General features: G+C 49.4%; 11 protein-coding genes. 9 read left to right on the top strand and 2 right to left on the bottom strand.

Going from position 1 to position 14,461, the window contains the following annotated elements:
• The first annotated feature begins 114 nt into the window (after positions 1–114).
• Both WBM30_RS09780 and topB read left to right on the top strand, forming a co-directional pair.
• Positions 115–2,310 carry a DNA topoisomerase III gene (locus tag WBM30_RS09780; protein ID WP_424900540.1) on the top strand — a complete coding sequence of 732 codons (2,196 nt, stop codon included), beginning with the start codon at positions 115–117 and terminating at the stop codon, positions 2,308–2,310.
• A gap of 154 nt (positions 2,311–2,464) precedes the next feature.
• Positions 2,465–4,639 carry a DNA topoisomerase III gene (gene topB / locus WBM30_RS09785; protein WP_424900541.1) on the top strand — a complete coding sequence of 725 codons (2,175 nt, stop codon included), beginning with the start codon at positions 2,465–2,467 and terminating at the stop codon, positions 4,637–4,639.
• A gap of 51 nt (positions 4,640–4,690) precedes the next feature.
• Here topB and WBM30_RS09790 read toward each other — a convergent pair whose 3' ends face one another.
• On the bottom strand, positions 4,691–5,032 hold the full coding sequence (locus tag WBM30_RS09790; RefSeq protein ID WP_086943839.1) for a heavy metal-binding domain-containing protein: 342 nt from the start codon (positions 5,030–5,032) through the stop codon (positions 4,691–4,693).
• Positions 5,033–5,252: 220 nt separating this feature from the next.
• Between WBM30_RS09790 and WBM30_RS09795 the strand changes: the two genes are divergently transcribed.
• From WBM30_RS09795 to WBM30_RS09820, 6 genes are all read left to right on the top strand, one after another.
• Positions 5,253–5,633, top strand: coding sequence for a VOC family protein (locus WBM30_RS09795; RefSeq protein WP_424900542.1), 381 nt, complete (start codon positions 5,253–5,255; stop codon positions 5,631–5,633).
• Between the two features lie 442 nt (positions 5,634–6,075).
• On the top strand, positions 6,076–7,413 hold the full coding sequence (locus tag WBM30_RS09800; RefSeq protein ID WP_424900543.1) for a PTS sugar transporter subunit IIC: 1,338 nt from the start codon (positions 6,076–6,078) through the stop codon (positions 7,411–7,413).
• 30 nt (positions 7,414–7,443) lie between these two features.
• Positions 7,444–8,859, top strand: coding sequence for a glycoside hydrolase family 1 protein (locus WBM30_RS09805; RefSeq protein WP_424900544.1), 1,416 nt, complete (start codon positions 7,444–7,446; stop codon positions 8,857–8,859).
• Between the two features lie 105 nt (positions 8,860–8,964).
• Positions 8,965–9,696 carry a GntR family transcriptional regulator gene (locus WBM30_RS09810; protein WP_424900545.1) on the top strand — a complete coding sequence of 244 codons (732 nt, stop codon included), beginning with the start codon at positions 8,965–8,967 and terminating at the stop codon, positions 9,694–9,696.
• A gap of 112 nt (positions 9,697–9,808) precedes the next feature.
• On the top strand, positions 9,809–10,798 hold the full coding sequence (gene mgrA / locus WBM30_RS09815; RefSeq protein ID WP_424900546.1) for an L-glyceraldehyde 3-phosphate reductase: 990 nt from the start codon (positions 9,809–9,811) through the stop codon (positions 10,796–10,798).
• Positions 10,799–11,037: 239 nt separating this feature from the next.
• Positions 11,038–11,931, top strand: a complete 894-nt coding sequence (locus tag WBM30_RS09820) for a DMT family transporter (RefSeq protein ID WP_424900547.1) — start codon at positions 11,038–11,040, stop codon at positions 11,929–11,931.
• A gap of 89 nt (positions 11,932–12,020) precedes the next feature.
• On the opposite strand, the gene WBM30_RS09825 is transcribed toward WBM30_RS09820, so the two are convergent.
• Complete coding sequence (locus tag WBM30_RS09825; protein WP_424900548.1) at positions 12,021–13,070, bottom strand: aldose epimerase family protein; 1,050 nt, start codon at positions 13,068–13,070, stop codon at positions 12,021–12,023.
• Between the two features lie 352 nt (positions 13,071–13,422).
• On the opposite strand from WBM30_RS09825, the gene WBM30_RS09830 reads away from it, so the two are divergent.
• The gene (locus tag WBM30_RS09830; protein ID WP_424900549.1) at positions 13,423–14,283 is read left to right on the top strand and encodes an ROK family protein; all 861 of its coding nucleotides are present in this window, start codon (positions 13,423–13,425) and stop codon (positions 14,281–14,283) included.
• Positions 14,284–14,461: the final 178 nt, after the last annotated feature.

A 14,461-nucleotide genomic window follows, 5' to 3' on the forward strand; every position in this document is an offset into this window, starting at 1 on the left:
GCCTGATTTTTGAACAGGAGCATCAGGGGGAAAGCAAAAAGATGGCATTCGCATAAAACTTCTGTGATATAGTAAGACTGACGAATCAAGAAATAAGGAAGTAGGAAATAGAGTATGGGAAAGAGTCTAGTATTAGCTGAAAAACCATCGGTGGCGCGCGATATCGCCCGCGTGCTGCAGTGCGAGAAACAGGGTCAAGGGTACCTGGAAGGGAAAGACTACATCGTCACTTGGGCCTTGGGTCATCTTGTGACGTTGGCCGATCCGGAAGCCTATGATGTGAAATATAAAAATTGGAACTTGGCTGATCTTCCGATGCTTCCGCAAAACATGAAGCTGACGGTGATCAAGCAGTCTGGGAAACAATATAATGCCGTCAAGTCCCAACTGGTGCGGAATGATGTTTCCGACATCATCATCGCAACGGATGCCGGCCGCGAGGGCGAACTGGTCGCCCGCTGGATCATCGAAAAAGCGAAAGTCAATAAACCCGTCAAACGGCTATGGATTTCATCCGTGACGGATAAGGCCATCAAAGACGGCTTCCAGAACCTGAAGCCGGGCAAGGACTATGAAAACTTGTATCAGTCGGCTGTGGCCCGTTCGGAAGCAGATTGGTACATCGGCCTGAATGCGACCCGCGCGCTGACGACAAAATTCAACGCCCAATTGAACTGCGGCCGCGTCCAGACGCCAGTTGTCGCCATCATTGCCAGACGCGAAGAAGAAATCAAAAAATTCCAGCCGAAGACCTATTACGGCATCGAGGCACAGACAGATACGAAGCTGAAGCTGATTTGGCAGGACGAGAAAACGAACGACACGAAGAGTTTCGAGCGCGACAAGGTTACCGCCATCGTCAAAAAGTTGGATAAGCAGCAGGCAACCGTAGTGGCTGTCGACCGCAAACCGAAAAAAGCCTATGCACCCGGCCTGTATGACCTGACCGAACTGCAACGCGACGCCAATAAGCTTTTTGGCTATTCCGCCAAAGAGACGCTGAATATCATGCAGAAACTCTATGAACAGCATAAATTATTGACTTATCCGCGTACGGATTCCCGCTACCTGTCGAACGACATCGTCGCCACGCTGCCGGATAGACTGAAAGCCTGCGCCATCAAGGAATACCGATCGCTCGTGAACAAGGTATTGGCGAAACCGATCAAGGCGAACAAGTCGTTCGTCGACGACAGCAAAGTTTCCGATCACCATGCCATCATCCCGACGGAACAAGTCGTCCAAATAGGGAAGCTGTCGGCACAGGAGCTCAAGATCTATGACCTGGTCGTGAAACGCTTCTTGGCTGTGCTTTTCCCGGCTTATGAATATGAGCAGCTGACTTTGCGCGCAGAAATCGGGGGCGAGCGCTTCGTGGCCCGCGGCAAGACGGTCATCGCTGCCGGCTGGAAAGAAGTATACAGCAATCGCACGGAGGATGAGGAGACGGAAGACGGTCTCCAGGAGCAACTGTTGCCGAAAATCGAGGCAGGCGATGTGTTGGCTGTCCGTTACGTGAGCGAGACATCCGGACAGACGAAGCCGCCTGCCTACTTCAATGAAGGAACGCTATTGACGGCGATGGAAAATCCGGCAAAATATATGGAGACGACGGACAAGGATTTGGCGCAGATGCTGAAGGAAACGGGCGGGTTGGGAACTGTGGCTACGCGTGCCGATATCATCGAGAAGCTCTTCAATTCCTTCCTGATCGAAAGACGTGGACAGGAAATCCATATCACTTCAAAAGGCAAGCAACTGTTGGAGCTGGTTCCGGAAGAGTTGAAATCCCCGGCCCTGACTGGTGAGTGGGAGCGGAAGCTCGAGCAGATCGCTGCCGGCAAGCTGAAGAAGGACACATTCATTAATGAAATGAAGACCTATACGCAAGAAATCGTTTCGGAAATCAAGATGAGCGACGGCAAGTTCAAGCACGAAAACATCTCCACCAAGACCTGCCCAGAATGCGGCAAACCGATGCTGGAAGTGAACGGTAAAAAAGGCAAGATGCTTGTTTGCCAGGACCGCGATTGCGGGTACCGCAAGAATGTGGCGCGTGTCACGAACGCCCGTTGTCCGCAATGCATGAAGAAAATGGAGCTGCACGGCGAAGGCGACGGACAGATCTTCACCTGCAAATGCGGTTACCGCGAAAAACTTTCGGCCTTCAACGAACGACGCAAAAAAGGCTCCGGCGGAAAAGCCGCGAAGCAGGACGTCCAAAAATATCTGAAGAAACAGAATCAAGAGGAAGAGCCGGTTAATTCCGCCTTGTTCGAGGCGCTGAAGAAACTCAAGCTGGACGATTAAGAACAATCAGGCCGAAAAGGACTGCAACGGCGCTTTTGTGCCTGTCGCAGTCCTTTTTCGATCAGGTTTCGGGAATGCGCGTATGTTATAATTGTAGGGTATCGATTGCCTTAAAAGTGTCAAACGGCAATCCTGTCAGGGAGGAAATTTCAGAATGAAAACAGTCATTTTAGCCGAAAAATCATCGCAGGCAGCTGCCTACGCGAGCTCTTTCCAAAAGAAGGCGACGGTTGCCGGGAACTACGTGATCCAGGACAGCCTGTTCGATGGCGAAACGGTCATCGTTCATGCATCCGGTCATCTGTTGGGCTTGTTGCAGCCGGAAGAATATGATCCGAAGTGGAAAAAATGGAGCCTGGTTCACTTGCCGATTTTCCCGGAAAACTACAAATACAAGATCCAATACGGAAAAGGCAAACAGATGGCGAACATCAAACAGCAGCTCAAGGAAGCGGACCGCATCATCATCGCCACCGACTCGGACCGCGAAGGGGAAAATATAGCCCGCTCAATCATCCGGCACGCCGGCGCAGAAAAGAAGGAAATGAAGCGCCTCTGGATCAACAGCCTGGAGTCCAATGAGATCCGCCGCGGGTTCAGCGAATTGCTGGACGGGAAGGACACGTATCCATCCTACATCGAGGCTCAAAGTCGGGAAATCGCCGACTGGCTGGTTGGGATGAACCTGAGCCGCTTGTACACCATTGCGCTCCAGAAAGCCGGCATCAAAGAGGGTGCCTTTTCGGTCGGACGCGTGCAGACACCGACGCTCTTCATGATCTATAAGCGCATGAAGGAAATCGCTGCCTTCCAGCAAGAGACGCATTACGAGTGTTTGGCACGGATCACGGTCACGAACGGCACGTTTGAAGCGAAGTATCAGCATGAATTTGAGTCCAAGCAGGAAATGAAAACCTTCATCTCGGCGCACGGTTTGGCGGCTGAAATGCTTGCCGTCATCAAACGCTTCGAAGCCAACGAGAATAAGCGGGAGTTTGCGCCGCGTCTTTATTCCCTCAGCGATCTGCAACGGGCAGCCAACGCCAAATTCAAGATGGGCGCGAAAGATACATTGGCAACTGTGCAGTCGTTGTACGAAGCAAAACTGCTTTCCTATCCGCGGACGGACGCGACGGTCATCACCAAAAATGAATTTGCCTATCTGAAGGATAATCTTTCCGGCTATTTGGGCATCTTGGGACATACCATCGACAAGCCGAATCTGACTCCGCGCAAAAAATACGTCGATGATGCCAAAGTGCAGGAGCATTATGCCATTATCCCGACGAAAAAAGTGCCGGATCAGGTCCGGATCGCGAAACTGAATGCGAACCAGCAGAAAATCTATGATCTCGTCCTGCGCCGGACCTTGGCGATGTTTGAAGAAGACTTCATTTACGATGAACCGACAATCATTACCGATATAGGCGGACTGGACTTTGTGGCTTCCGGTAAGATCATCAAGAATCTGGGATGGAAGAAACTGGAAGGCAACACAAGGAAAAAAGGTGAGCCGGAGGATAAAATCCTGCCGATGGTTACGGTGGGAGAAACTGGAACAGCTGCCTTGGCCACGAAGGAGAAGAAGACCACTCCTCCGAAGCCTTACACGGAAGGTACGCTAATCGCAGCCATGAAGAACGCTGGCAAAGAACTGGATGATGCCGAAGACAAGGCGATCCTGAAGGAAACGCACGGCATCGGAACGGAAGCGACCCGCGCCGGTGTCATCGAAAACCTGAAGGACAGGGGCTACATAACGGCCTCTAAAAACCAACTAGCGATCACCGAAAAGGGAACCCTGCTTTGTGAGGCCGTGGCCGGCAACAAGATGAGCGATGTCGCCTTCACAGCTGAATGGGAAAAGTACCTGGCAAAAATCCATCAAGGCGAGGGTGATCAGGACTATTTCCTGGATAATATCAAAAATTTCGTCATGGAAATCCTCGGCACGAAGAACGAGATGCTGCAGTCGGAAGGAATCGCGGAGCGCATCGATGCTGCAGGCGATGGTGCGGTCGTCGGTGTTTGTCCGGTCTGCGGGAAAGAAGCAATCATAAAGGGGAGTTATCTCCAATGCCAGGACTACAGCCAGGCCTGTTCGTTCCGAATTTCCCGCTATATCGCCCGCCGCTATCTGTCCCCGGAGGAAGCCAAAGAACTTTTGGCCCGAAAAGAAACGAAGCGCCTGTCCGGTTTCAAGAAAAAAGACGGCAAGAGCTTTTCGACGGCTTTGCTGCTGGGGAAAGACGAAGCAGGCAATTATGCCGTTTCCTTCAAACCGTTCGCTCCAAGCAAGAAAAAAACGGTGCACAAAAAAACACAATGAACAGAAAAAAGGTATCCGGAAAGCAATTTCCCGGATACCTTTTCTGATTTCTTAGCCTAAATATTCTGATTCGTCCATCAATTTTACGGCGGTGCCACTGCAAGTGACCATCAGCATGCCGTTATCGGCTCCCAGCACTTCATAGTCCATCTTCATGCCGACGATGGCGTTTGCGCCTTTTGCCGCTGCACGATCTTGCATTTCTGACAAGGCGTTTTCGCGTGCCACAGTCAATTCATCCTCGTAGCTCTTTGAACGTCCGCCAACGATATTGCGGATGCCGGCTCCGAAATCCTTGAACACGTTGATGCCTGTGATGACTTCTCCGAAAACGATGCCTTGATAGGCAGTGATTTTTTTGCCCTCGATATGGGCTGTGGTTGTAATAATCATGTGACTTACCATCCTTTCTCCTAACGGTGAAACAATCAGTTCAACAAATCGATTATAACTTTTTGGTGATACTCACATTATATCAAAAGTCCGGCCTGAAAAGATACAGAAACCTGTCATCTTGGTGGCCGCTGGGCAGAAAAATGTTACAGGCAAGAGTATACAGATTGTTCGTTAATGGTAAAATTACGGAAGACTCGAAACAGAAGGGACTGTTACTATGAAATTTGAAAAAATTCACCATGTGGCGATCATCGCCTCCGATTATGAGGCTTCCAAAGCTTTCTACACTGAGGTGCTGGAATTGCCGATCATACGCGAAAATTACCGGGCCGAAAGGGACTCATATAAGCTCGATCTTCAGCTGGGGGAGAGCGAGATCGAACTGTTCTCTTTTCCTAATCCGCCTGAGCGCCCCAGCGGTCAGGAATCAGTCGGCCTCCGCCATCTTTGCTTCTATGTGGAGGATGTCGAGGCAACTGTGGCTGAATTGAACCGTAAGGGCGTGGCGACCGAGCCGATCCGGCTGGATGACTACACGAATAAGAAATTCACTTTTTTCAAAGATCCGGACGGCTTGCCGTTGGAACTGCATGAATAAAGTATAGTTGATTGAAACGGGGGAGTGTCTCATTTGAGATGTTCCCCGTTTTTTTTTGGCCGTCCTAACCACTATTTCTGGTTGAAGGTTCTTGGTATTCTTTCGTTTGCTCTGACCAAACCCATCAGCTCCGGTGAGGGTTCCTTCGCCGAAGCACAGTGGCAGCAATCAGTTCTCAACTACGGCGAGGCCGATCTCATCGGAGAACGCATGGGAAATGTGGGTCCAAACTCCGGAGAAGCCCGTGTTCACCGGAGTACAGAGCCGCCGCCTCCATTTGAGGCGACACATTTATCTGTCCAAATCGATAATTTGTAAACACAAATAAAAATAGGTATTTACAACAAGTGGGAAAGGGGTTACAATATGAAAAAGAGAGTTGTAGGAGGAAACTCGCTTAACACTCAGAACTATCAGAACTAACAGTTTAGGAGGAAAAAGAATGGAGAACGCGAAGTGGATTGAACGTTTGAATATGATCGCCTATAAGATCAACGATTTGAAGTACATCATCGCAATCAAAAATGCCTTTTCAATGTTGTTGCCCGTCATCATCACAGGTGCTTTTGCCACCTTATTTTCGAATATGGTGTTCGATTCAACGAATGGATTGGCCCAGTTCGAGGCTTTACGCTTCTTGGAACAAATGAAACCGATTACGCAGGCAATTAACTACGCCACCATGAATTTGATGACGATCAGTGCGGTCTTTCTGATCGGGATCGAAGTCGCCAAACTGAACAAAGTCTCCGATCATTTCGCTGGTCTTTTGGCGGTCATCAGTTATATCGCGACCATCCCGACAGCAATCGAAGTTCTGTTTGAAGAGACGCCGGTTCCGGTGACAAATGTCCTTTCCAGCAATTATACAGGGTCACGCGGCTTATTCCTGGGCATGTTCATCGCCATCGTGTCCGTTGAACTTTACACCTGGTTGAGCAAACAGGAAAGATTGAAGATCACAATGCCGGATACGGTCCCTACGAATGTTGCCCGCGGTTTCTCTGCTTTGATACCGACAATTCTGACGGTTTCTCTGATTGGGGCTGGTGCGCACCTCATCTTCCTGATCTCAGGATTGACTTTGTATGACATCATCTATACGACCATCCAAGCGCCGCTTGCGAAAGTTGTACAAGGCTTGCCGGGTATCCTCTTGTTGATGTTCGTCTCACAGATTTTCTGGGTGATTGGGATCCACGGCAACCAAATGATCAAACCGATCCGTGAGCCGATTTTGTTGGCTGCCATCGCTGAAAATACAGCCGCTTTTGAAGCCGGCAAGGAAGCTCCAAACATCATCAACATGCCGTTCTGGGATATGTACATGAGCATGGGAGGTTCCGGCGTAACGATCGGTCTGTTGATTGCTGTCTTCATGGTTTCGAAACGCGCCGACTTCAAGGAAATCGGCAAGCTGTCCGTTGGCCCCGGACTATTCAACATCAACGAACCGCTTATTTTTGGCCTGCCGATTATGCTGAACCCGATCATGGCGATCCCGTTCATCTTGACGCCTCTGGTTACAGGCACAATCGGTTACTTCGCGACAGCAATCGGATTTGCCGGAAAGGCGGTCGTGATGGTTCCTTGGACAACGCCACCATTGATCAGTGGCTATCTTGCGACAGCTGGCAGCATGGGCGCAGTCGCTACGCAACTAATCTGCATCGCTGTTTCCGTATTGATCTATCTTCCGTTCGTGAAGGCAAGCAATCGTGCGCTTGCTGTCGAACCAGAAACAGAAAATGAAGCAGAAGTGGCAGCAGTCATCGAATAATGAAAGATCTGATCAGAAAGGGGCATGAGGATGATTAAAAATATACCTGAAGGATTCATATTGGGCGCATCTTCTTCTGCATGGCAGACGGAAGGCTGGAAGGGCAAAAAAGAAGGACAGGATTCCTATCTGGACATGTGGTACAAAGAGGAGCCTTTCGTATGGCATGAAGGCTATGGACCGGCTGGAGCGACCTCATTCTATGACCGCTATCACGAAGATGTTGCCTTGATGAAAGAAATCGGCCTGACGCATTACCGTACGTCGATCAACTGGGCGCGCTTCTTTACGGATTATGAAAATGCGGTAGTCGATGAAGACTATGCCCAACACATCAGCGATGTCGTGGATGCACTGCTTGAGGCCGGAGTCGAACCAATGCTTTGCCTTGAGCATTACGAAGTCCCTGCCTATTTGATGGAGAAATACGATGGCTGGAGCTCGAAGCAAGTCGTTGATCTCTATGCGAAATATGCCGAAATAGCGTTCGAACGCTATGCCGATCGCGTCCAGCATTGGTTCACTTTCAACGAACCGGTTGTCATCCAGACGCGCATCTACCTCGATGCCATCCGTTATCCGCATGAGCAGGATACATCGAAATGGATGCAATGGAATTTCAACAAGGTGATCGCTACGGCGCGGGCAGTCCAAATTTTCCATGAAAAAGGCTATAACGGTCAGATTGGAGCCATCCTGAATCCGGAAGTGACCTACGCGCGTTCTTCATCACCGGCGGATCAAAAGGCCGCCCGGATGTACGATCTGCTTTATAACCGCATTTTTCTGGATCCGTTGGTGAAGGGGGAGTATCCCGATGAGTTGTTCGATGTGCTCGCAAAGCACGCCATCCCATTTGAATACTCCGAAGAGGAACTGCTTATCATCAAAGCAAATACAGTAGACTATCTCGGGATCAATCTGTATTTCCCGAAACGGGTCCGGTCGCCTCGTTACGAGTGGAACAAGGAAACACCATTCCATCCGGAATACTATTATGAAGAGTTTTCCTTGCCTGGCAGAAGGATGAACACTTCACGCGGTTGGGAAATCTACCCGCAGATCATGTATGATATGGCCATGCGCCTGAAATCCGAATACGGCAATATCCCGTGGTTCATTGCGGAAAGCGGGATGGGCATCGAGCAGGAGGAGCGCTTTGCGGACAGCAAGGGCACCATTCAGGACGATTACCGCATCGCCTACATAACCGAGCATTTGAGTTCCTTGTTGGATGCTGTAAATGAAGGAGCGAACTGCAACGGCTACATGCTCTGGGCTTTCACGGATTGTGTCTCGCCGATGAATGCCTTCAAGAACCGCTACGGACTCGTGCGCATCGATCTGGAGGACGACCTGAAGCGTTCCTTGAAGCAGTCGGGCTATTGGTATCGGGATCTTATCCAAAGCAAACGACTTGAAGTGGACGAGCATACGTACAAGTGACCGTTGTTTTTCCTGTTGCGTAATGGCCAGTTGTCTATGTTATAATCAACAAGGAGAGATTTGTAAATACAAATTTCCAAATCACGTAGATAAGTGGTGAAGGACATGGCAAAATACAAAGAAGTCGCAAATGAAATCAGAAAAAGAATCAAAAGCGGGATCTATCATTCCGAAGAAAAAATTCCCGATCAGGAGTCCTTGGCGAAGGAGTTCGGCACCAGCCGAGTGACGGTTAAGAAGGCGCTCGATATGCTGAGCGTCGCTGGGTTGGTGTACACGATCCAAGGTTCGGGGACCTATGTGAAGAAAAACGCGGTCAATCTAGCCGAACGGAGCATCCAAATCGGTCAGAACGTCGGCTTGACCGCTGCTGCCGGAGAGCGATTGGAACTGAAAACGGAAGTACTTGACTTCAACGTTCGTTTCCCGGATGAAGAAGAATGCAACCAATTGAGCATCACGAAGGAAGAGCCAGTATATGACATCAAACGGTTGCGGATCCTGGATGAAAAACCGTATTCTTTGGAGCATACAATCATACCGATCGTTCTGGCTCCGAACATCACTAAGGACATCCTGAACCGCTCCCTGTATGACTATCTCCAAGGGGATTTGGGGATCGTTTTTGGGGATAACCGGCAAACAGTCCGCGCGGTCAAACCGGATGAGAACGACAAGCAATATCTGCACTGTTCCAATGAGGATCCGGTCCTTGAAGTCAGCAAAGTCATGTTCCTGGAAAGAGGGACGCCATTGGAATATTCAGTTGTGCATCACCGCTATGATATGGTGGAGATGTCTTTCATCAACGTCAGCAGAGACGGACTATTAGGATAATGGACGGACAACGAGGTTGCGCGGCAACATTCGTTGTCCGTTTTCCGTAAATGCTTTGCGCTTCAATGATGAAAACGCTATACTGGATATATTAACTTGTTGAGGTGATGACATGTATCAACCGGCACAAAACAGATATGACAAAATGATCTATAACCGCGTAGGCAACAGCGGTCTGAAACTGCCTGCCATTTCCCTAGGGCTTTGGCATAACTTCGGCGAGGTGGATCTGTTTGACAACTCGCGCAAAATGGTCCAACGCGCCTTCGATCTGGGGATCACCCATTTCGATTTGGCGAACAACTACGGTCCGCCTCCAGGCAGCGCGGAAGAAACATTCGGTAAAATTTTGAAGAAGGACTTCCTGCCTTACCGGGATGAACTGATCATTTCCAGCAAGGCCGGCTATGACATGTGGCCCGGCCCGTACGGGGAATGGGGCTCCAAGAAGTATTTGACGGCCAGTCTTGATCAAAGTCTGAAGCGGATGGGGCTTGATTATGTGGATATTTTTTATTCGCACCGTCCGGATCCTGAAACACCGTTCGAAGAAACTGCACAAGCATTGGATCTGATGGTCCGTCAAGGAAAAGCTCTGTATATAGGTATTTCCAGCTATTCTGCGGAGCAGACAACTGAAATTACAGCCATATTCAAAGACTTGAAGACGCCGTTCATCATCCACCAACCGGCCTACAACATGTACAACCGTTGGATCGAAGATGGTTTGCAGGATGTTTTGACGGCCAACAAGTTGGGCACCATCGCCTTCAGTCCGTTGGCGCAAGGCATGCTGACCGACCGTTATTTGCATGGTATTCCGGAAGATTCACGTGCGGGCAGATCGTCTTCACCGTTCCTGAATGCGGAAGGGGTGCAGGTAACCATCGAGAAATCACGCGCTCTGAACGAAATCGCGCAAAGACGCGGACAAACATTGGCTGAGATGGCCGTGGCTTGGATTCTCCGCGACGGGAAAGTCACGAGCGTACTGATCGGCGCCAGCAGAGTGAGTCAAATCGACGACAACGTAAAAGCGTTGGAGAACCTTGATTTCACCAATGAAGAATTGGATGAAATCGAAGCGGTATTGGCAAAATAATAAAGTAGGAACGGCTTCCCGAAGCGATGTTATGCATCGTTTGGGGAGTTTTTTTGCTGTTCGAACACCGTAATTACCTCAGTGCGCAGGCATCAGTAACAGAAAATAGTATTATTATTTTGCAGAAATCTGCTTGCAGACAATCAGAATGTTGGGTAAAGTGGATAAGTACGCCCAGATTGTTCATCGGCAACAAGCCAATCGGGCAAGCATCTTTATTCATAGAAAGGGGCAGTGATATGACAGACAGAAGAAAGGGACAGATCGGACTTATTTTTGTGACGATGATATGGGGTTCGGGATTCGTTGTGAGCGCCATATCTTTGGAGTATTTTTCCCCCTACCAAATATTGACCATGCGTTTTTTGTTGGCATTCATACTGATGGGTGCAATTTTTTTCGGCCAGCTCAAGCATGCGACCAAAAAGACTTATCTAAAAGGTATCGGTCTCGGAACCATCCTTTACTTGGCTTTCTTGTTTCAGACGGTAGGCCTGGTCTACACGACCCCTTCGAAGAACGCGTTCCTTACAGCATTCAATGTCGTGTTGGTGCCGTTCATAGGCGCACTGTTTTTCAGGAGGAAAGTGACGGCCCCGGCCATCGTGGGCGCGCTGTTGTCGATCGGCGGCATCGCAGTCATTTCCCTGACCGACTTCCACAGCGTAAATTTCGGGGATATGTTGACGCTAGTTTGCGCGCTGTTGTTCGCCTTGCAGATCATCTTCACAAACCGGTTCGTGCTAGGTGAAAATATTTATGCATTGACCACCATCCAGATGGGCACTGCCACTCTCTTAGGGGTGCTCGTATCGCTCGCAAGGGGAGAATTTTTGTTTCCGGCAGCCGCGGAAGGCTACTTTTCCATCATTTATTTGGGAACGGTCAGCACGATGCTGGGTTTTCTGATTCAAACGGCCTCGCAGCAGTTCACCAAAGAGACGGAAACAGCCATCATCCTTTCGCTGGAGGCCGTGTTCGGCATGGTCGCTTCCGCGCTTTTTCTGAAGGAAGAGATCACATTGCGGATGCTTATCGGGGCAGCTTTGATTTTGGCTGGCGTATTGGTCGTGGAACTGAAGCCGAAGTCAACCCCGACAGTCCGAAAATCCATTACGGATATCCAAGACTGAATGTAATGTCAGTTTTTTGGCTATCAACATGCAATAAAAGAAGGTGGACCGTAAATCCGGATTTACGGTCCACCTTCTTTTATTAACAATCAGCCCTGGATTTCGAATTTGTAGATTGTTTCAGCTGAATAGACTTCATCCGGTCGGAGCGTGATGTCGCCGAAACCTTCTTGATTGATGGCGTCAGGCAAAGCCTGCGTTTCTAAGGTGATGCCGGCATATTGGATAACCGGACTTCCGGCGATTGTGTACTTATCGATGGCGGCGTTGTGCATATAAATCACGACGCAATCCTGATCCGTATACATTTTGACGGTTCGACCGGATTCCGCATCGCTGAGGATCGCATCAGGTTTTCCAGCATCATGCTGCAGCAGGAAAGGGTGGTCGAAACCGGCGACTTTTTGTGTCTGCGAGTGGTTCTGTTCAGCGGCAACGGCAAGTTTTCCGCCGTTGCGGAAGTCAAAAGCGGTCCCTTCTGCCGGCAACAAGGCCCCGCTAGGGAGGTTGCCATCGCCCAATTCGGCAAAAATTTTGCTGTTCAGTTGCAGATCGTGCTGCAGGATCGGTTTGTTGATGTCGCCGCTCAGGTTGAAGTAGACATGATTGGTCGGGTTGAACAAGGTTGCCTGATCCGTCGTTGCCCGATAAGTGACTTTCCATTCGTTATCGGCAGTGAGCGTGTAGCTGACCGTTACCGAAAGTGTTCCGGGATAGCCGTTCGCGCCGTCTGCATCTGTCGTTGTGAAATGGATGCTGGCTTCATCAGCGGAAGCGTGGATCTCCGCGTCCCAGACATGCGTATCCAATCCGGCTGGGCCGCCGTGGAGCTGATTGCCCCCCTCATTCACGACCAATTGATGCGCTGTTCCGTCCAAATCAAAAGCCCCTTTGGTTATCCGTCCGGCGATCCGGCCGATTGTGGCTCCGTAATACGGGCGATGCGTCACGTAATCATCCAACGAATCCATCGCCAAAATAACGTTTTCCGTCTTTCCGTTTTTGTCCGGCATCAAAAGTTCCGTGATGGTGGCGCCGTAGGTCATCGCTGTAAGGGATATGCCGTTCGGATTCGTCAAGGTATAAGCTACGACATCCTTTCCGTTGGCTTGCCCGATTATTGCTTCAGATACTTTCATTGTTTTTCCACTCTCCTGATTGTTTAGTGTTAGGCGAATTAATCAATCCGCTATATTTTATTTGGAATTCTATTTAAGTTTCCTCTTTATTGTAAGCGTTTGATTTATCCGAAGCAACAAAAATAGTAAAATATTTGATAAATTAAGTAAAAATTTACCGATGCTTGTAATTTCATCAAAAAAATTGCTGAATTTCAGCAGAAAATGCCTGAAAAACATGATTCCGGCAACTGAAAGCGGTATAATGGAAAGAGGTGCGCGTCTGCTGGTTCATGACAAATCGGATGTCTTTTCATGTTGGTTCCGAGGGTAGCAACGCACGCGAAAACTAACCAATTGGAGTGAGATATCTATGCTAGTAGGTGGAATTGAAGCAGGCGGAACAAAATTTGTGTGCGCCGTCGGAAATGAAAAGAATGAGTTGTTGGAACGGGTCGCTTTCCCGACGACTACGCCGGAAGAAACATTGGAGCAGGTGTTTGCTTTCTTTGATCGTTTTGATTTAGCTGCAATCGGAATCGGTTCCTTTGGGCCAATCGACGTCAACAAAGACTCGGAAACATATGGGCATATTCTCTCCACGCCAAAGTTGGCTTGGAAAGAGTTTGATTTCCTTGGTGCCATGAAAGCAAGATATGCTGTTCCGATGGGGTGGACGACTGATGTGAACGGCGCTGCCTTGGGGGAATCCGCTCTGGGCGCTGCAAAAGGGATGAAGAACATTATGTACATCACAATCGGCACAGGTGTTGGAGCCGGTGCGATCGTGGACGGGAAAATACTGGAAGGCATCGGGCATCCGGAAATGGGGCATATTCTGGTGCGCCCGCATGAGCATGACCATTATGAAGGGTTCTGCCCTTACCACGGCAATTGCCTTGAAGGCATGGCAGCCGGTCCTTCAATCGACGGACGTCTGGGGAAAGCCGGTAAAGATGTTGAGCCTACCGATGCGGTCTGGGATTACATCGCTTATTATATCGCGCAAGCTTTGGAAGCCTACACGGTCATCCTGCGTCCGGAGCGCATTGTACTGGGCGGTGGCGTCATGAAGGTTCCTGGTATGCTTGATAATATCAAAGCGAAATTTACGAAGCTGCTTGCCGACTATGTGCCAGTCCCTGCTGTCGATGATTACCTGGTGCTGCCAGGGTTGGGCGACGATGCCGGTATTACTGGTGCAATTATCTTAGCGAATGAAGTAAAAGCTTAAAAAATTTCGGATAAGCAACATAAAAAGCGACCCCTGCCTGACGAAGCTATCATTGAACAGCTACCTGTCAAGTAGACAGTATAAAAAAGTAAAAATGAGTTTTGATTTTAGACTTGTATGATTTTACTCATCATACAAGTCTTTTTTTGTTCGTCCGACGGACGTGGTTAGCTAGCCA

Source organism: Trichococcus sp. (assembly GCF_049684335.1).
Classification (GTDB): Bacteria; Bacillota; Bacilli; order Lactobacillales; family Aerococcaceae; genus Trichococcus.